At 70.5% G+C, this 18,847-nt stretch carries 16 protein-coding genes; 11 read left to right on the forward strand and 5 right to left on the reverse strand.

Going from position 1 to position 18,847, the window contains the following annotated elements; all coding sequences use genetic code 11:
• Window positions 1-14: 14 nt before the first annotated feature.
• Both ureA and DDV73_RS27595 read left to right on the forward strand, forming a co-directional pair.
• Window positions 15-782 carry an urease subunit gamma gene (gene ureA / locus DDV73_RS27590; RefSeq protein ID WP_109510480.1) on the forward strand — a complete coding sequence of 256 codons (768 nt, stop codon included), beginning with the start codon at window positions 15-17 and terminating at the stop codon, window positions 780-782.
• The gene (locus DDV73_RS27595) at window positions 779-2,461 is read left to right on the forward strand and encodes an urease subunit alpha (protein WP_109510481.1); all 1,683 of its coding nucleotides are present in this window, start codon (window positions 779-781) and stop codon (window positions 2,459-2,461) included. The genes ureA and DDV73_RS27595 overlap by 4 nt, the downstream gene beginning before the upstream one ends.
• A 152-nt stretch (window positions 2,462-2,613) precedes the next feature.
• Here the strand turns inward: DDV73_RS27595 and DDV73_RS27600 are convergent, their stop codons facing one another.
• Window positions 2,614-3,243, reverse strand: a complete 630-nt coding sequence (locus DDV73_RS27600) for a TetR/AcrR family transcriptional regulator (protein WP_109510482.1) — start codon at window positions 3,241-3,243, stop codon at window positions 2,614-2,616.
• 155 nt (window positions 3,244-3,398) lie between these two features.
• On the opposite strand from DDV73_RS27600, the gene DDV73_RS27605 reads away from it, so the two are divergent.
• Entirely contained in the window at window positions 3,399-4,931 is a 1,533-nt protein-coding gene (locus DDV73_RS27605; RefSeq protein WP_109510483.1) for an agmatine deiminase family protein, read from the forward strand.
• A 153-nt stretch (window positions 4,932-5,084) separates the two neighbouring features.
• On the forward strand, window positions 5,085-6,377 hold the full coding sequence (locus tag DDV73_RS27610; RefSeq protein WP_161962552.1) for an agmatine deiminase family protein: 1,293 nt from the start codon (window positions 5,085-5,087) through the stop codon (window positions 6,375-6,377).
• 117 nt (window positions 6,378-6,494) lie between these two features.
• On the opposite strand, the gene DDV73_RS27615 is transcribed toward DDV73_RS27610, so the two are convergent.
• Window positions 6,495-8,054, reverse strand: a complete 1,560-nt coding sequence (locus DDV73_RS27615) for an APC family permease (protein WP_109510485.1) — start codon at window positions 8,052-8,054, stop codon at window positions 6,495-6,497.
• A 109-nt stretch (window positions 8,055-8,163) separates the two neighbouring features.
• Between DDV73_RS27615 and DDV73_RS27620 the strand changes: the two genes are divergently transcribed.
• Window positions 8,164-9,564 carry an NAD(P)/FAD-dependent oxidoreductase gene (locus DDV73_RS27620; protein WP_109510486.1) on the forward strand — a complete coding sequence of 467 codons (1,401 nt, stop codon included), beginning with the start codon at window positions 8,164-8,166 and terminating at the stop codon, window positions 9,562-9,564.
• Window positions 9,561-10,931 (forward strand): flavin monoamine oxidase family protein, encoded by a 1,371-nt coding sequence (locus DDV73_RS27625; protein ID WP_109510487.1) that lies wholly within the window; start codon window positions 9,561-9,563, stop codon window positions 10,929-10,931. The genes DDV73_RS27620 and DDV73_RS27625 overlap by 4 nt, the downstream gene beginning before the upstream one ends.
• On the opposite strand, the gene DDV73_RS27630 is transcribed toward DDV73_RS27625, so the two are convergent.
• Window positions 10,928-11,506 (reverse strand): TetR/AcrR family transcriptional regulator, encoded by a 579-nt coding sequence (locus DDV73_RS27630; protein WP_109510488.1) that lies wholly within the window; start codon window positions 11,504-11,506, stop codon window positions 10,928-10,930. The two genes, DDV73_RS27625 and DDV73_RS27630, sit on opposite strands and share 4 nt — an antisense overlap.
• 81 nt (window positions 11,507-11,587) lie before the next feature.
• On the opposite strand from DDV73_RS27630, the gene DDV73_RS27635 reads away from it, so the two are divergent.
• The 4 genes from DDV73_RS27635 to DDV73_RS27650 all read left to right on the forward strand — a co-directional run bounded on the left by DDV73_RS27635 (window position 11,588) and on the right by DDV73_RS27650 (window position 16,566).
• Window positions 11,588-12,664 (forward strand): agmatine deiminase family protein, encoded by a 1,077-nt coding sequence (locus DDV73_RS27635; RefSeq protein WP_109510489.1) that lies wholly within the window; start codon window positions 11,588-11,590, stop codon window positions 12,662-12,664.
• A complete protein-coding gene (locus DDV73_RS27640) occupies window positions 12,661-13,599 on the forward strand; it encodes a nitrilase-related carbon-nitrogen hydrolase (RefSeq protein ID WP_109510490.1) in 939 nt (312 codons plus the stop codon). Before DDV73_RS27635 ends, DDV73_RS27640 begins: the two co-directional genes overlap by 4 nt.
• A gap of 160 nt (window positions 13,600-13,759) precedes the next feature.
• The gene (locus tag DDV73_RS27645; RefSeq protein ID WP_109510491.1) at window positions 13,760-15,106 is read left to right on the forward strand and encodes a flavin monoamine oxidase family protein; all 1,347 of its coding nucleotides are present in this window, start codon (window positions 13,760-13,762) and stop codon (window positions 15,104-15,106) included.
• A gap of 41 nt (window positions 15,107-15,147) precedes the next feature.
• On the forward strand, window positions 15,148-16,566 hold the full coding sequence (locus tag DDV73_RS27650) for an aminobutyraldehyde dehydrogenase (RefSeq protein WP_109510492.1): 1,419 nt from the start codon (window positions 15,148-15,150) through the stop codon (window positions 16,564-16,566).
• Here DDV73_RS27650 and DDV73_RS27655 read toward each other — a convergent pair.
• Window positions 16,563-17,123, reverse strand: coding sequence for a TetR/AcrR family transcriptional regulator (locus tag DDV73_RS27655; RefSeq protein WP_109510493.1), 561 nt, complete (start codon window positions 17,121-17,123; stop codon window positions 16,563-16,565). The genes DDV73_RS27650 and DDV73_RS27655 overlap by 4 nt on opposite strands.
• 65 nt (window positions 17,124-17,188) lie before the next feature.
• Between DDV73_RS27655 and DDV73_RS27660 the strand changes: the two genes are divergently transcribed.
• Window positions 17,189-17,515, forward strand: a complete 327-nt coding sequence (locus DDV73_RS27660; protein WP_109510494.1) for a DMT family transporter — start codon at window positions 17,189-17,191, stop codon at window positions 17,513-17,515.
• Between the two features lie 130 nt (window positions 17,516-17,645).
• Here DDV73_RS27660 and DDV73_RS27665 read toward each other — a convergent pair whose 3' ends face one another.
• A complete protein-coding gene (locus DDV73_RS27665; RefSeq protein ID WP_161962553.1) occupies window positions 17,646-18,761 on the reverse strand; it encodes an HNH endonuclease signature motif containing protein in 1,116 nt (371 codons plus the stop codon).
• Between the last annotated feature and the right edge of the window lie 86 nt (window positions 18,762-18,847).

Below are 18,847 nucleotides of genomic sequence, written 5' to 3' on the forward strand. Positions count from 1 at the left end.
GTGAAACTTTCTCCATGCACCTCACACCGACCGAACGCGACCGTCTCCTGCTCTTCTCCGCCGCCGAGCTGGCTCGCCGGCGCCTGGCCGACGGCGTACTGCTCAACGTCCCGGAGGCGACCGCGATCGTCGCCGACACGATCTGCGAGGCCGCCCGCCGCGGTGATCGGCACGACCAGGCGGTGGCCGCGGGCCGGGCCGTGCTGGTCGCCGACGACGTCCTGCCCGAGGTGCCGTACGTCGTGCGCACCGTGTCGGTCGAGGCGGTCTTCGCCGACGGCTCCCGACTGGTCGTGGTCAGCGAGCCGTTCGGGCCGGTGGCCGAGCGCGCGGACATGCCCGGGTCGGTGTCCGTCGCCCCGCCGGTGCCCGAGGCAGTGCCCGAAACGGAGGCCGACGGCCGGGTCACGATCGACGTCGTCAACACCGCGCCGGTGACGGTCTCGGTGACCAGCCACTTCCACTTCTTCGAGGCCAACGCCCGGCTCCGCTTCCCGCGCGCCGCGGCGTACGGCATGCACCTGGACATCCCGGCCGGCACCCACGTCCGCTTCGACCCGGGGAGTACGACGAGCGTGGCGCTCGCGCCGATCCGGGGGGCGCGGGTGGTGGTCGGCTTCGCCGGCTTGGTGGACGGACCGCTCGACGAGCCGGGCATCCGCGAGACCGCGCTCCGGCGCGCCCGCTCATGGGGCTTCCTGGACAGCGAGGCCGAGGGGCCGGACCCCGACTACGCCGTCGAGCAGGCGATGGCGGCTACCCGAGAGGCGGCTACCCGATGACCTTCGACGCGCACGCGCGGGCCGGCGCCTACGGCCCCGGCCTCGGCGACTGGGTGGTGCTCGGCGATACCGGGCTGGTGGTCCGGGTGGACCGCGACGACCGGGGCGGGCAGTGCGACGAGGTGCTGCTCGGGTTCGGCAAGACCGGCCGGGACGGGATCGGCATGCAGGCCGTCCGGACCCGGGAGTCCTGCGACCTGCTGGTCAGCAACGTGCTGCTGCTCGACCCCGTCCTCGGGATCCGGGCGACCAACATCGGCATCCGCGAGGGGAGGGTGGTCGGTGTCGGCAAGGCCGGCAACCCGGACACCATGGACGACGTCGACCTGGTCATCGGCAGCGGCACGGCCGTGGTGTCGGGCGAGGGCCTGATCGCCACGCCGGGTGGCATTGACACCCACGTGCACATGCTGTCGCCGCGGGTCTGCGAGGCCGAGCTCGCCTCCGGGGTGACCACCGTGATCGGCCAGGAGATCGGCCCGTTCTGGGGCGTCGGGGTCGGCTCGGCGTGGATCCTGCGGACCGGGTACGCCGCGTTCGACGACTACCCGATCAACGTCGGCATCCTCGGCCGCGGCTCGTCCAGCAGGCGCGACCCGCTGCTCGAGGCGCTCGAGGCCGGCGTCTGCGGGTTCAAGGTCCACGAGGACACCGGAGCGCACCTGCGCACGCTGGACACCGCGCTCACCGCCGCCGAGGAGTACGACGTCCAGGTCGCCGTACACACCGACGGCCTGAACGAGGGGCTGACGGTTGCGGACACGCTCGCGGTCCTCGACGGTCGCACCATTCACGCGTACCACGTCGAGGGCTGCGGCGGCGGCCACACTCCCGACGTACTCAGCCTGGCCGGGGTGCCGCACGTGCTGGCCTCCTCGACCAACCCCACGCTGCCGTTCGGCCGCGACGCGGTCGCCGAACACCGGGCGATGATCGCCCACGTCCACGGGCTGCGGTCCGACCTGCCGGGCGACGTCGCGCTCGCCGGCGACCGGGTGCGCGCCGCCACCATGGGCGCGGAGAACCTGCTGCACGACCTCGGGGTGATCCCGGTGACCTCGTCGGACGCCCAGGGCATGGGCCGGGCGGGGGAGACCTGGCGCAGCACGTTCGGGCTGGCCGGCGTGCTGCGGCGTCATGCGGACCCGACGGCCGCGGAGGGCGACGACAACGCGCGCGTGCTGCGCTACCTCGCCAAGCTGACGATCAACCCGGCGCGGGTGCACGGCCTGGACCAGCAGGTAGGCAGCCTGGAGCCGGGGAAGGTCGCCGACATCGTGCTCTGGCGGCCGTCGATGTTCGGGGCCAAGCCGGAACTGGTGCTCAAGTCCGGCTTCCCGGCCTGGGGCGTCACCGGCGACCCGAACGCCGCGATCGACGGCGCCCAGCCGCTGGTCCTCGGGGCGCAGTTCGGCGGGCACGGTCCCACCGCTGCCGAGATCTCGCTGCTGTTCGTGAACGCCGCGGCGGCCGCCAGCGGGCTATCGGCCGTGCCGACGCGTCGGCAGCTGGCGCCGGTAGTCGGCTGTCGCGACGTGAACCTCGGCGTGATGGCCCACCACGGCGTGACCGGTCCGGTGGAGGTGGATGCGGCGACCGGCGTCGCGAGCTTCCGCGGCGAGCAGCTGAGCATGCGGCCGGTGGACCGGGCGCCGCTCCAGCAGCTCTACCACCTATGAGGCGGCCACTCGGGGCGGCGGGCGGACGTCATACGAGCCGCAACCCATTGCGCGCGGTTCGTATGACGTCCCGCGGTGCGTCATACGGCCTGGCTCGAATAGGTGACGGTTCGTATGACGTCCTGCCCGACGGCCCGCAGCCTTCGAGCGACCTACTGGTCGGCCGGCGCGAGCAGCGCCCGGGCGGTCTCCAGGCAGAGCTGGACGACCTTCTTGCCGGTGAGGTTCGCGGCGCCGAGGGTGAGCTGGATCGACAGCCCGTCGATCGAGGCCGACAGCAGGGTGGCGGTCAGCTCCGGGTCCTCGGACGCGAAGGCGCCGCGCTCGCAGCCGTAGCGGATCACCTCGGCCAGGATCCCGCAGGAGCGGGCGTCCAGCTCCTCGTGCAGCGTGGCCACCTCGGGGTCGAGAGCGGCGTTGGCCCACACCTCGAACCACAGCACCCAGCCGGGGTCGTGGGTGCCGTTGGACGCCGAGAGCTCGATGAACTTGGTGAGCCGTTTCCACGGGTCGCGGATCTTGTGGACCTTGGCCTCGACCTCGTCGATGAACGCGTCCTCGGACTGCTGGATGGCGCGCATCAGCAGCACGGTCTTGGAGCGGAAGTAGTAGGTGACGTGGCCGGTGCTCATGCCGGCTCGCTGGGCGACGTCGGTGACTCGGATGTTGGCCAGCCCGCGCTCGGTGATCAGCTCGGCAGCAGCGCTCACGATCGCCTTCTCCCGCGCCGCGCCGCGCTCCTGGCGCTTGGTGACCGCTGCCGGCTTCTCGATCGCATCCATATTTTGATCCTATCCAAGAAAGGACGTGTCGGAGGTCTTGACACCCGCCACCTCTGGCGCGACTCTGGTTCCAGAAACTTGGATGACATCCAAGTTAATGGACTGGTGACGGGGATCGACCTCCACCTCGATGTGGACGAAGGAAGGAAACTCAGGTGAGCGATCACGCAAGCAGTGTCACGGCGCCGGTGGGTCACTCGCGCCGGCTGTTCCTGGCCCGCGCAGGGTTCGCGACGGCCGGGGTCGTCGCGGCGAGCAGCGGCCTCGGTGCTGCCCTCGCGCAGCGCGACTCGGTGGCGGCCGCGGGCGCGTTCGTGGTGCCGGCGGAGACCGCGCCTCACAAGCGGATCTGGATGGCCTGGCCGTCCAGCACGTCGATCTGGGGGAGCCTCCTCGGCGGCATCCAGAGCGACATCGCCAAGCTCGCCAACGAGATCGTCAAGCACACGCCGGTGATCATGTGCGCCGACGGCTCGACCAACGCCGCGACCGCGCGCAGCCGGGTCAGCTCGGCGGTCACCGTGATCAGCTCGATCCCGGTCAACGACTGCTGGATGCGCGACAGCGGCGCGGTCTTCCGCCTCGACGGTGCCGGCGGCATCGACGCGATCGGCCTGAACTTCAACGGCTGGGGCGGCGAGCAGACGCACGCCAAGGATGCGCTGGTGGCGCAGCGGGTCGCGGCGTACAACGGGTTCAGCTTCACCGCCGCGAACGTCGTCGGTGAGGGCGGCGGCGTGATCTGCGACGGCGACGGGACGCTGATCGCCAACCGCAGCTCGTGGATCGACGCGGCTCGCAACCCCGGCATGACCGAGGCGCAGATCGGCGCCGAGCTGCTGCGGATGTACGGCGCCACCAAGATCATCTGGTGCCAGGGCGTCTCCAACCAGGACATCACCGACGACCACATCGACGCGACCGTGCTCTACACCCGCCCGGGCGCGGTGCTCGTGCAGCTCGCGCACCCGTCGAAGCCCAGCACGGTCTGGTCGCAGTCGGCGATCGCGACCCGGAACCTGCTCGCCGCGTCGACCGACGCCAAGGGCCGGCAGCTCCAGGTGACCACGATCTACGGGCCGGAGACGCTGCCGCGGGTGCCGGCCGCCCAGCAGGCGAAGTTCTTCGACGGCTACCTCAACGCGGTGATCACCGACACCGCCGTGATCACCGCCCAGTTCGGCAACCCGACCGGCGACAACGCGGCCAAGGCCGCGCTGGAGACCGCGTTCGGCCGGCCGTGCGTGCAGCTCAACCTGGACAACCTGATGGGCGAGGGCGGTGGTGGCGCGCACTGCGTGACGATGGAGGAGCCGCTGCCGATCGGCGGTCCGACCGGCACGCCGACCGTGACGCCGACGCCCACGCCGACCCCGACGTCGACCGTTCCCACGATCACCGCGGACAAGACCTCGGTGCCGCGGGGCGGGACGATCCGGGCTACGGTGGCCAACGGCCCGGGCAACCGCCGGGACTGGATCGGGCTCTACCGGGCCTCGGACTCCACCAGCGCCGGCGGCTACGACGAGAAGTACCTCAACGGCTCGTACAGCCCGCCGGCCACCGGCCTCACGGCCGCCACGGTGAGCTTCACCGCGCCCGGGACTCCCGGCACCTACAACTTCCGGTTCTTCGCCAACGACAGCTACACGCTGCTCGCCACCAGCGCGTCTTTCCAGGTGACCTAGGACGTGGCGTGGGATTCTCAGAGAGTGATCGGTCGGCGCGGTTTGCTGAAGACCTCGGTCGGACTGGGTGTGTCCATGTCCGTGCTGTCGCTCGGGGCGTGCTCGTCCGACTCGGGTAGTCCGTCTCGGCGCCGGGGGCAGCGTGGCTTCCACATGCCCCCGGAGTGGGCCCCACATGAGGTGACCTGGATGGCGTACGGCGCCACGGTCGGCGTGTGGGGCGAGGACACCGTCTCGCCGTACGGCCGGGACCTGACCAATGCCCGCATCCTCGCCCGGCAGGACCTGGTCCGGCTGGCCGCCAACCTCTCGCGGTTCGAGCCGGTGGCGATGCTGGTCGACACCGAGGACGACAAGGCCGAGGCCCGGGAGTTCCTGGCCGAGATCGTCGACGAGCTGTCGGTCAAGGACCAGATCGGGGCCGAGCTGGACGGCTCGGGCCGGCTGTACATCGGCGAGGTCGACCCGGCAGAGCTGCCGCCGGTCGAGACCCACCCGCTCGACTTCCTGGTCAGCCCGCTCAACGACCTGTGGGTCCGCGACACGGGTCCGGTCTTCGTCACCGACGCCGACGGCGCCCTGCACGGGCTGAACCTGAACTTCAACGGCTGGGGCCAGGCGCCGATCACGACCGGGCTGAAGGGCTGGCGCAAGGACCGCGAGAAGGCCGCCAACGGCATCGTCGACCAACCGATCGAGCGGGACCGGGAGGTCGTGTACGCGATCGCCGAGGACTCCGACGTACCGCTGGTGGAGACGTGGCTGACCATCGAGGGCGGCGGCATCGAGGTGAACGGCTCCGGGCTCGCTGTCGCCACCGAGAGCTGCATCCTCAACCCGAACCGGAACCCCGGCAAGACCAAGGCCGAGGTGGAGGCCGAGCTACGGCGGCTGTTCGGGGTCGAGCGGATGATCTGGATGCCGGGCCGCACCGGCATCGAGCTGACCGACTGGCACGTCGACTTCCTGGCCCGGTTCACCTCGTCGGGCCACCTCCTCTATGCCTCGGCCGAGGGGGGCGAGCCGCAGGACAAGCGTGACCGTCGGCTGTTGTTGGAGGGCGTCGCGGCGGTCAACGAGCTGCCGTCCGACGAGCGGGAGCGGCTGCTGGACGGTGTCGCGGAGCTGACCACCGACGTCGTACCCGCTCCCGACCTACTGGCCGTGTACGACGCCTTCGACCGCCGCAACCCGGACCTGCCGGTGACCGAGCGGAGTCCCGCGGAGTTCAGCGAGACCGTCGCCGCCGGCTACATCGGCTACTACGAGGCCAACGGCTGCATCGTGATGCCGCAGTACGGCGACACCGAGGCCGATCTCGAGGCCTTCGACATCATCTCCGAGCTCTACCCCGAGTCACTGGTCATCGCGATCACCACCGACGGCCTCGCCGCCGGCGGCGGCACCATCCACTGCGCCACCCAGCAGCAGCCCCGCGTGGGCTAGGGATGGCAGGCAGTTTCACAAGGTACCTAGTGATTTTGGCCCGCCCCACGGGAAGTTTCCGACGGGTTGGGACAGGTTCACAAGGGACCTTGTGAAACTGTCGGCCCAAGAGGTGGCCTACTCCGGGGCCTTCACGGGGGTGTCGTGGTGGAGGGTCTCGCCGTGGAAGAAGGGCTGCTGCTCGGCGCGGCGGGAGAGCAGGAACATGATCGGGAGGCCGAGCAGGATCGTGCCCATGCCGAAGAGGAAGACGCTGCCGATCTCCCAGCCGAGGCCGGGGACGGTCCAGTAGCCGACGTAGCCATAGTCCGTGGCCAGCATGTCGTAGGCGCTCTTGAAGAACGCGAACGTGAGGAGCAGTGCGCCGAGGAGCGGCAGCACGCCCTTGACCCACAGGTCCCTGCCGCCGCGGCGGATGTCGTCGCGGAAGTACCAGGCGCAGGCGTAGCCGGTGATGCCGTAGTAGAAGGCGATCATCAGGCCGATGGCGAGCAGCACGTCGCCGTACACGTTCTCGCCGAGCAGGCTGAGGCCGACGTAGATCGCAATGGCCACGCCACCGATCACGAACGTCGAGACTGACGGCGTCAGGAACCTCGGGTGCACCTTCGCGAACTGCGACAGCAGAGCCCGGTAGACGCCCATCGCGAGGGTGCCGCGGGCAGCAGGCAGGATCGTGGTCTGGGTGGAGGCGACGGCCGAGACCAGGACCGCGAGGATGACGATCCAGCTCCACGAGCCGAGGACCGACTCGCCGACCACGCTGAAGACGTCGTCGGCGTTCTCCTCGTTGCCCAGCCCGATGCCGGTCGTGCCGACGCCGGCGTAGGAGACGGCAGCGAGCGTCGTGAGGAGGTACGTCGCCAGCAGGATCAGCGTCGCCGCCACGGCGGCCCGGCCGGGAGTCTTCTCCTTGTCCTTGGTCTCCTCGTTGAGCGAAAGGATCGTGTCCCAGCCCCAGTAGATGAAGATCATCAGGATCATGCCCTCGGTGATCCCGGCCCAGCCGGTGCCGCCGTCCTTGAAGAACTCCATCGGGTTGAACCACGAGGCGGAGATGTCGATCGCGGTGTCGGGCTTGTCGGCGCCGATGCCGAGCACCGCGGCGAAGGCGACCACGACCAGGATCCCGAGCGCGAGGTACTGGATCGCGACCAGGACGTTCTGCAGCCAGTTCGCGATCTCGATGCCGCGGTAGGACACCCAGGTCATCGTTGCGATGAACGCCACGCCGAGAACCGTGACCCAGAACGTGTCGTCGGCGAGGTCGTCGGCGCCGATCAGGTCGTAGGAGTACTGCGCGGCGATCTGGGCCAGGTTGGCCAGCACGATGATGCCGGCCATCGCCAGCACCCAGCCGCTGAACCAGCCGGTCCTCGGCCCGAACGCCTTGGTCACCCAGGTGAAGGTGGTGCCGCAGTCGGGGATCACGCGGTTGAGCTCGCGGTAGGCGAACGCCGTGAGCAGCATCGGGATGAAGCCGAGGATCACGGCCACGGGCGCCAACGTGCCGGTCTCGATCACGACGTACCCGAGCGTCGCCGCCAGGGAGTACGCCGGTGCGACCGAGGCCAGCCCGATCGCGAGCGTGCCGACGAAGGTCAGCGAGTCACGGCTGAGGCCCTTCTCCGAGTCGATGTCGTGTGATGACGGTTCTTCGCGGGCTCCTGTCGACATCGACCTCGCCCTCCCTCCCAGGCAGACGTTGCACCGACTGTAAGGCCCGACTGAGGCCGCTGCGCAGCGTTTTCTCGGGCCCTTGGGTCAAATTCCCTACGATGCTGGTGTGCCGCGTCCCGCCGTCACCGCCCTTGCCCATGCCGAGCCCGCCGTCTTCTGGCTCGACGACGCCGCGGCGCCCGAGCCGCAACCGGCCCTGGTCGGCGACCTGACGGCCGACCTGGTCGTGGTGGGCGGTGGCTACACCGGACTGTGGGCGGCGCTGCAGGCCAAGGAGGACGACCCCTCGCGTGACGTCGTACTCGTCGAGGCGCAGACGGTCGGCTGGGCGGCGTCCGGCCGCAACGGCGGCTTCTGCGCCGCCAGCCTGACCCACGGCGACGCGAACGGCCTGGAGCGGTTCCCCGCGGAGTTCGACCGGCTGCAGGCGATGGGAACCGCGAACCTCGACGGGATCGAGGACACCCTGCGCCGGCACGGCATCGACGCCGAGTTCGAGCGCACCGGAGAGCTCGACTTCGCGGTCGCGGAGTGGCAGGCCGAGGACCTGCGGAAGATCGTCGACGCCGTCCGCGAGCGTGGCGGCAGCCTCGAGTTCCTCGACCGCGATCAGGCGCGTGGGTACGTCGACTCGCCGACCTACGTGGCCGGGATGCACGATCCGGACGGCGTCGCGATGGTGCATCCGGGGAAGCTCGCCTGGGGGCTCCGGCGTGCCTGCCTCGACCTCGGCGTCCGGATCTACGAGCACACCGAGGCCGAGGAGATTGAGGAGGACGGCCGGCTGCTGCGGCTGCGGACGCCGTACGGCTCGGTGCGGGCGCCCAAGGTGGTCCTTGGCACCAACGTCTTCACGGGCCTGCTCAAGCGCCTTCACCACTACGTCGTACCGGTCTACGACTACGTGCTGGTCACCGAGCCGCTGACCGCCGAGCAGCGCCGCTCGATCGGCTGGGAGGGCCGGCAGGGTCTCGCCGACGCCGCCAACCAGTTCCACTACTACCGGCTGACCGCGGACGACCGGATCCTGTGGGGCGGCTACGACGCTGTCTACCACTACGGCAGCCGGGTCCGGGCCGAGTACGACCAGCGCCCGGCGACGTTCGCGCTGCTGGCCGAGCAGTTCTTCGAGACCTTCCCGCAGCTGGAGGGGCTGTCGTTCACTCACCGCTGGGGCGGCGCCATCGACGCCTGCAGCCGGTTCACGGCGTTCTGGGGTCAGGCGTACGGCGGCCGGCTGGCGTACGCCGTCGGCTACACCGGACTGGGCGTCGGCTCGAGCCGCTTCGGCGCGCGGGTGATGCTCGACCTGGTCGACGGCGTCGACAACGAGCGGACCCGGCTCGAGATGGTGCGCAGCAAGCCGCGTCCGTTCCCGCCCGAGCCGCTGCGCTACGCGGCGATCATGACGACCAAGTGGGCGATCGGGCAGGCGGACAAGCACGGCGGCCGGCGCAACTTCTGGCTGCGGACGCTGGACCGGATGGGTTTGGGGTTCGACTCGTGACGGGGGAGCCGCGCGAGGCCGACGTGATCGTGGTCGGCGCCGGCCTGTCCGGGCTGGTTGCCGCCCGCGAGGTACTCCGCGCCGGGTTCGAGCCACTGGTGCTCGAGGCCGCCGACCGGGTCGGCGGCCGGATCCTCACCGAGGAGCCGCTGCCCGGCGTCTTCCTCGAGCTCGGCGCGCAGTGGATCGGCGACACCCACCACCGGATGACCGCGCTCGCCGACGAGCTCGGCATCGAGCTCTACCCGCAGTTCGAGGACGGCGAGACGTCGTACGAGTTCGCGGGTGAGGTGCTCCGCGGCGAGGCGTTCCACGGCAGGTACGCCGAGGACGTCGCCGCGGTCGAGCGGGTGCTGCGCGAGCTCGACGCAATGGCGGCCACGGTCTCGGTCGCCGAGCCGTGGGCCGCTCCGCGTGCCGACGAGTGGGACCGGATCACGGTCGGCCAGTGGTACGACGCCCAGGGGCTGTCGCCGGTCGGGCGGGAGCTGCTGGAGATCTGCACGGTCGGCATCCTCGCCGTACCCACCGTGGAGGTGTCGCTGCTCGGTCTCCTCGTCAACGTCGTCACCTGCGGGGTCACCGCCGACCTGCTGTCGGAGTCCGAGGGCGGCGCCCAGACCCAGCGCTTCGTCGGTGGCACCGCACAGATCCCGCTCCGGCTGGCCGCCGAGCTCGGCGACCGGGTCGTATTGGACTGTCCAGTACTCACCGTCGAGCACTCCGCGGAATCGGTGACCGTGGGCTGTCGCGGCGGTCCGGTCGCGCGGGGCCGGCAGGTGGTCGTCGCGCTCGCGCCGACGCTGGCCGGCCGGATCATGTACGACCCGCCGCTGCCCGGGAAGCGCGACCAGCTGACCCAGCGGATGCCCCAGGCCTCGGCCCACAAGATGTTCGCGGTGTACGACGAGCCGTTCTGGCGCGCCGACGGGCTCAACGCGCAGCTGATCTCCGACGTCGGGCCGGCCCGGATGTCCAACGACTCGTGCATGCCCGAGACGTCCGGAGGGCCGGGCATCATCCTGGGCTTCCTCGAAGGCGAGAACGCCCGGATCGAGGGACGCTGGCCAGCCGAGCAGCGGATTGAGGCCTTCCGCGAGGAGCTGGCCAGACACTTCGGCCCTCGCGCGGCGAAGCCGGAGCTCGTCGTCGAGGGTGGCTGGGCCGACCGGGAGTGGACCCGCGGCTGCTACAACGCCAACCCGGGTCCGTGCGGCTGGCTGCACTTCGGTGAGGCGCTGGCCACGCCCGTGGGCCCGATCAAGTGGGCCGCCACCGAGACCGCACTGGAGTGGAGCGGCTACATGGAGGGCGCCGTCGACGCCGGCGTACGGGCCGCCCGTGAGGCGCTGGCGGCGCTGGCTTAGCGACTGGGGAGCAGCGCCTGCACGTGCTCCCAGGCGTCGGCCTGGGTGACGCCGGGCTCGCCGGTGAGCAGGGCCACGCTGAGGCCGTCCATCAGCGCGAGCATCCGCCTGGACAGCTGCTCGACGTCGCCGCCGACCAGTTCCTCGAGCAACCGGACCATCGCCTCCCGCCAGGCCTCGTCGAGCGCGAAGTGGGCCTCCTGCAGCGCTGGCTCGTGCATGACCCGGGGCCAGAGCTCGACCCACAGCAGCCAGCGCGGGTCGCCCACCGCCCGCGGGAAGAACAGCTCGCACAGCCCGCGCAGCCGCTCCAGCGCCGGGTCGTCGGAGTCGAGTACGACGTTCAGCTGGGCGATCAGGTCGTCTTCGCTCCAGCGAAGCAGCTCCAGGAGCAGCCCGTTCTTGCTGCCGAAGTAGTACGAGAGGTGGCCGGCGCTGGTCTCCAGCCGGCGCCCGAGCTCGGAGAGGCTGAGGTCGGCCAGGCCCTTCTCGGCCATCAGGTCCCACGCCTCCTGGAGCACCCGCTCGCGTGGCCGCTCGAGCCGGCGGTTGCGCCGAAGTTCCTGGCTGGTCACCCCTTGACTCTAGCCATGTCGAGCGCGCATAGTGACGGCAGCCACAAATTTTGAAAGGCTTTCAAACAGGAGGGCAGATCCATGGCAGCGGATGCTCGGACGACCGGGTGGCGGATGCCGTCCGAGACCGAGCCGCACGCCTGCACCTGGATGGCCTGGCCGGCCGGCGGCTACACGCTCGGCGACACGGCGGCCAGCGCCGAGGAGGCCCGACGGACCTGGGCCGCGGTGGCCAACGCGATCGCCGAGTGGGAGCCGGTGCACCTGCTGGTTCCGCCCCACGAGCGCGCCGAGGCCCGGCGCTGGCTGGCGTCCGAGATCGTGCTGCACGAGCAGGCGCTCGACGACGCCTGGTACCGCGACATCGGACCGACGTTCGTGCTCGGCCCAGACGGTCTCGGCGCGGTCAACTGGGTCTTCAACGGCTGGGGCGCGCAGGACTGGGCCAGCTGGGAGTACGACGCCGTCGCCAGCGCCGCCGCCACCGACTGCAGCGGCGCGCACCGCATCGACTCACCGATGGTCAACGAGGGCGGCGGCATCCACACCGACGGCCGTGGAACCTTCCTGGTGACCGAGACCGTGCAGCTCGACCCGGGTCGCAACCCGGGCTGGACCCGGGCGCAGGTGGAGGCGGAGCTCGCCCGCACGGTCGGCGCCCGCAAGGTGATCTGGCTGCCGCGCGGTCTCACCCGCGACAACGCACGGTTCGGGACCCGTGGTCACGTCGACCTCGTGGCGACCTTCAGCGCGCCCGGACAGGTGCTCCTGCACGAGCAGCGCGATGTCACCCACCCGGACACGGTCCTCACCCATGAGCTCGCGGAACTTCTCCGCGCCGAGACCGACGCCGACGGCAAGCCGCTCGAGGTCACCGGGCTGCCGGCGCCGACCGTGCTCCGCGATGCCGAGGGCTGGGTCGACTACAGCTATCTGAACCACTACGTGGCCAACGGCGCCGTGATCGCCTGCGGCTTCGACGACCCGGCCGACGCCGAGGCCCGCGCCGTACTCACCGACGCCTATCCGGGTCGCACCGTCGTCCAGCTCGATGCGCGGCCGCTGTTCGCGCGCGGCGGCGGGATCCACTGCATCACCCAACAGCAGCCAGCGCTGCCTGCGCACCTCAAGCCTGTACACCTCAAGGAGGGGTCATGAAGCTGATCTCAGCCGCAGCACTGCCTTCACTCGCTCGGGTGGATGAGGGTGGCGACCGACAGGTGACTGTCGGCCTTGTCCAGATGCACTGGTCCGCCGATCCGGATGACCACCGCGCCACCCTCGCCGACGGCATCGCCACCGCGGCGGCGGCCGGCGCCGAGATCGTCTTCCTTCCCGAGCTCACGCTGTCTCGCTACCCGGCCGACACCGAGCCGGACGGCATCCCCGCCGAGCTGGCCGAGTCGCTGGAGGACGGCCCCACCCACGCGTTCGCGGCGGCTGCGGCGGCCGCGAGTGGGGTGTTCGTGCACGCCTCGCTCTACGAGCGCGCCGACGCCGCGGACGGCCTCGGATTCAACACAGCGATCCTGGTCGCGCCCGACGGCGACATCGTGGCGCGGACCCGCAAGCTGCACATCCCGGTGACCGCCGGCTACTACGAGGACCGGTACTTCCGGCCCGGGCCCGCCGACACGGCGTACCCCGTGCACGCGGTGGACCTGCCGAGCGCGCCCCGGGTGGGCCTGCCGACCTGCTGGGACCAGTGGTTCCCGGAGCTGGCGCGGGCCTACGCGCTCGACGACGCCGAGATCCTGGCCTATCCGACCGCGATCGGCTCCGAGCCCGACCACCCCGACTTCTACACCCAGCCCCTCTGGGAGAGCGTGATCCGCGGCAACGGGATCGCCAACGGCCTGTTCATGGTCGTGCCCAACCGCTGGGGCGACGAGGGGCTGGTCAGCTTCTACGGCTCCTCGTTCGTCAGCGACCCGTACGGCCGGGTGCTCGCCCAGGCCGGCCGCGACGAGGACGCAGTGCTCGTCGCCACCCTCGACCTCACCCAGCGCCGCGACTGGCTCCAGCTCTTCCCGTTCCTGGAGACCCGGCGGCCCGACACCTATGCCCCACTTGTTGAGAAGGAGAACGTCTAGTGGTCACTCCCGGAAGTTCATCGGGGCCTGAGCGGCCAGGGCACGCACATCGCTGCGTTGTCGTCGGTCGACGGGCCGCCGGCCCGCCTCCCTCCGACGCCTTGCGCTGCACGCACCCTGACCACTCATGCCCTCGACGAACCTCCGGGAGTGACCACAAGTGACGACGTACGACGCCGTCGTTGTCGGCGCCGGAGTGACCGGCCTGGTCGCGGCCTGGCGGCTGGCCGAGGCTGGCCAGGACATGCTGGTTCTGGAGGCCCGGGACCGGGTCGGCGGACGGCTGCGCAGCGAGGTGCACGACGGCTCGCTGTTCGAGATCGGCGGCCAGTGGGTCTCGCCCGACCAGGACGCGCTCAAGGCGCTGCTCGACGAGCTGGGGCTGCGGACCTTCCCGCGCTACCGCGAGGGCGCCTCGCTGTACGTCGACCGGGCGGGCGAGGCGCGGCAGTTCACCGGCGAGGATCTGCCGGTCGGACCGGCGACCGCGGCCGCGATCGAGCAGCTCACCAAGACCCTCGACGACCTCACCGCCGAGATCGACCCGGACCGGCCGTGGGAGCACCCCGAGGCCGAGCGGCTTGACCGGATCACCTTCCAGCACTGGCTGGAGGAGCAGTGCGACGACGTCGAGGCCCGCGACAACGTCGCCCTTTACATCGGGCCGGCGATGCTGACCAAGCCGGTCTGGACGTTCTCCGCGCTGCAGGCGCTGCTGATGGCGGCCAGCGCCGGGTCGTTCCAGCACCTGGTCGACGCGGACTTCATCCTCGACCGGCGCGTCGACGGCGGGCTGGCGTCGGTGCCGCTGGAGCTGGCACGCCGGCTCGGCGACCGGGTGCGCCTGTCCCAGGACGTCACCGCGGTGGAGTACGACGACGAGGGCGCGACCGTCGTGGTGGGCCAGGAGCGGATCCGGGCTCGCCGGGTCGTCCTCGCCGTACCGCCGCCGCTGGTGAAGCGGATCCGGTTCACCCCGGAGCTCCCGTCCGAGCACCGGCAGGCGCGCGAACACCAGTCGTTCGGCCTGGTGATCAAGGTGCAGGTCGAGTACCCGACGCCGTTCTGGCGCGAAACGGGCCTGAGCGGCACCGGCTTCGGCCCGTACCAGCTCGTCCACGAGGTCTACGACAACACTCCTGAGGGTTACCAGACAGGCCACCTCGTCGGCTTCGTCTCCGACGAGGAGGCGGACCGGATCGGCAGGCTATCGGCGGACGACCGTCAGGCGGCGGTGCTGGAGTCGCTCGTCGGCTACTTCGGCGAGCAGGCCCGCACCCCCACGACGTACGTCGAGAGCGACTGGCAGCACCAGGAGCTGACCGGCGGCGCCTACGGCACCAGCTTCGACGTCGGCGGGCTGACCCGCTACCGGCAGCTGCTGCGCGAGCCGATCGGCCCGATCGAGTTCGGCACCAGCGACGTCTCGGGTCTCGGTTTCCAGCACGTCGACGGTGCGGTCCGCGTCGGCACCGACCTCGCCCAGCGCGTCCTGTCCGGACGCTGATCATTCACGCAGCCACTCACTCGCTCATACCTGGAGGACAGATGATCAAGAACGTGATCGACGGCAAGCTGGTCGAGGCTCAGGACGGCCGGGTCAGCGACGTCATCGACCCGTCGACCGGCAAGACCTACGACGTGGCCGCGCTTTCGTCGGCCGCGGACGTGGACGCCGCGTACGCCGCCGCGTCCAAGGCCTTCCGGACATGGCGTCGGACCACGCCGTCCGAGCGTCAGCAGGCGCTGCTCGCGCTGGCCGACGCCCTCGAGGCTCGCACCGACGACCTGGTCGCCGCCGAGGTCGAGAACACCGGGAAGCCGATCGAGCTGACCCGCACCGAGGAGATCGTGGTCGGCCTCGACCAGTTCCGGTTCTTCGCCGGCGCTGCCCGGCTGCTCGAGGGCACCGCGGCGGGGGAGTACCTCGCCGGGCACACGTCGTACACGCGTCGCGAGCCGGTCGGCGTGGTCGGCCAGGTGGCGCCGTGGAACTACCCGTTCATGATGGCGATCTGGAAGATCGCGCCGGCGCTGGCCGCCGGCAACACCGTCGTGCTCAAGCCGTCGGACACCACCCCGGCCAGCGCGTCGCTGCTGGGCGAGATCGCGGCCGGCGTACTGCCTCCGGGCGTCCTCAATGTCGTCTGCGGCGACCGGGACACCGGCCGGCTCGTCGTCGCGCACCCCGACGCGGCGATGGTCTCGATCACCGGGTCGACCGCGGCCGGCAAGCAGGTGGCCGCGAGCGCGGCCGAGTCCGTGAAGCGGGTGCACCTGGAGCTGGGCGGCAAGGCGCCGGCGCTGGTGTTCGCCGACGCCGACCTGCCGGCGGCCGTCGACGGGATCGTGGTGGGCGGCTACTTCAACGCCGGCCAGGACTGTACGGCGGCCACCCGGGTGCTGGTGCAGGCCGAGGTCGCGGAGCGCTTCCAGGCGCTGCTGGTCGAGGCCGTCTCCCAGGTCCGCACCGGGCCGCCGTCGGACGAGGAGGCGACGTACGGGCCGCTCAACAACGCCGCCCAGCTCGAGCGGGTCTCAGCCGCGGTCGACGGGCTGCCGGAGCACGCGACGGTGCTCACCGGCGGCCACCGGGTCGGGACCGAGGGCTACTTCTACGCACCCACGGTGGTGGGCGGTGTCCGCCAGGACGACGCGATCGTGCAGCGCGAGACCTTCGGTCCGGTGCTGACCCTGCAGACCTTCGAGAGCGAGACCGAGGCGATCGAGCTCGCCAACGGGGTCGAGCTGGGCCTGGCCGCGAGCGTCTTCACGTCCGACCACGGCACCGCACACCGCTGCTCGATCGAGCTGGAGTTCGGCTGCGTCTGGGTGAACACCCACATCCCGCTGGTGGCCGAGATGCCGCACGGTGGGTTCAAGCAGAGCGGCTACGGCAAGGACCTGTCGCACTACGGCCTGGAGGACTACACGCGCGTCAAGCACGTGATGCACGCCCACGGCTAACTGAGCCCGGCGACCGCCTCGGCGAGATCGGTCACCTTGCGCCTGCGGGCGGCGGTGCCGACGTCGAGCGGTGCGTCGAGCTGGAAGCCTATGAAGGCCGCGTCCACGACGGTCGCGATCCGCTTGGCAAGGGGTCGGGCGACGCCCGACCTGGTCAGGTGCGTGACCAGGGACCGCAGCCAGCGCTCGTTGGCCTCGCGGACGACCGTCACGTACGGCTCCTGGCCGAGCAGTCCCAGCGCCGCGGCCTCGACGTACAGCCTCGTGCACGGTTCGTACGCCGGAGAGTTCACGGCCGCCCACAGGTCGTGCACCGCAGTGCGGATGTCGGGCGACGGAGCGAGCGCAGCGATGCCGTCCACGGCGCGGTCGTTGGACTCCCGGAGTACGGCGGCGACCAGGTGGTCCTTGGTCCCGAAGTGGTACAGCAGCATCCGGTCGCTGGTGCCGAGTGACGCCGCGAGCGGCCGAAGGCTGAGTCCGATCAGCCCATGCTCCAGCGCGTAGTCGGTCGCCTGTCGCGCCCACACATCTCGCCGGTCCGAGTCCTTGGCCATGCCGTGGACTGTAGCATGTGCTACATTTGTGTGTAGCACATGCTACACATGGAGGGATTTCGATCATGTACGCCGCGTTCGGACTGCTGATGGCAGCTGTCGCACTCGAGGTGGCAGCCACCTCGGCCCTGCCGCGCGCCGATGGGTTCCGCAACCCGTTGTGGACCGGCCTGGTGATCGGCGGCTACGCCGTGTCGATCTGGCTGCTGGCGCTCGTGGTCCAGAAGCTGCCGGTCTCCACGACCTACGCCATCTGGTCGGGCGTCGGTACCGCCGTCGTGGCGGTTGTCGGCGCGCTCTGGCTCGGTGAGTCCCTGGCCCCGGTCAAGGTCGCCGCGTTGGCGATGATCGTCGCCGGCGTCGTTCTCCTGAACCTCCACGGCGCTCACTGAGGGCGCTGGCTTCTTCGCTTGAGGTGACTACCGAGTTACGTGGTCACCGTCGGCGGTGGTTGCGGTACTACTCGATGTCGGCGGCTATTCTTGCGCGCCGCTGTGGTCAACGGTCTGTGGTTGCGGTCGCTTATGTTCTGCGGTGGAATCGGATATCGCCGGTCGGCATTCTTTCAACTGAGTAGCGATTGTCGTGTGCTTTATGGTGATGATGCGAGCACAAGAGGACTCCGTCAGCTAGGTTGGTCTTTCCGCCTTTTGACCATGGTTTTAGATGATGGGCCTCACACCACGATGCCGGAATCGTGCAGTTCTCGCCGCGGCACCGTTGGTCGCGGAGTCGCAATGCCTTGTGCTGGGCGCGGGAGAACAGGCGGCGGGTGCGGCCCAGGTCGAGGATCTCTGACTTCCCACCCAGCACCACGGGCACGATCTGGGCGGTGCAGGCGAGCCGGCGGGCTTGGGCCGCGGTGATCTTGTCGTCGGTGCCGACCAACCCTGCTGCCGCGAGGTCACGGCTGAGCGCGTCCCGGTCGATGGTCACCATCACCGTGGTCGCGTCACCGCCATGGTCGGGGAGCTTGGCCGGGTCGAGGTGCTCCAGGAGCGCGATGAACGCCTGGCCACGAGCGTGGCCTTGGTTTCGAGACGGTCGCTGCGCGACCTCCTCAACCGGCGGCCGGCGGGGACTGGTGAAGGCGTCGAGGTAGGTGGCCAGTCGTGTCGCTGCTGCGTCGGGCAGGATGCCGGTGAGCCGGGTGGTGCCGTCGCCGCGCTTGGTCAGGGTGAGGCTGGTGGTCTCCCAGGCGCGTTCTTCCTCCAGCGCGAGCTGCTTGGCCTCCTCGGCTTCGCCGACGTCGGGGGCGATGACGTCCAGGATCCGCCGACCCAGCACCCGCAACTGATCGGGCCGATACTCCTCGGCAGCCTCGACCAGATGCTCCTCGGCCTGCACCAGCAACTCGGGGTCGAGATCGTCGGGCAACTCGTCCAACGCCCGTGCGATCACCCGGGCCTGGGCAAGGTTCACCGCACCAGCCGCGACGCCGGCCGCGAGCCGGGTCCAGCGGGTGTCGAGGGCGGTTGCCAGATGTTGCTCGGCTCGGCATGCTTGCGGACTGTCGTGGGTCTCATGGGCCAGCCACGCGGCCACGTCGCGCGCGCCGGAGTCGACGGCGACGTCGTCGGCCGCGGCCATCACCTTCAGCCGCAACGCGCTCAGTTGGACCTCTAGCCGCAATGCCACGTAGCGTAGGTGATCGGGTGATGGTCGGCGTGGCGTGACTGGTGTGGCTGGTGGGACTGTTTTGATCGCTGCCCATGAGCGTGGCG

This window comes from Nocardioides speluncae (assembly GCF_003121585.1).
GTDB lineage: Bacteria > Actinomycetota > Actinomycetes > Propionibacteriales > Nocardioidaceae > Nocardioides > Nocardioides speluncae.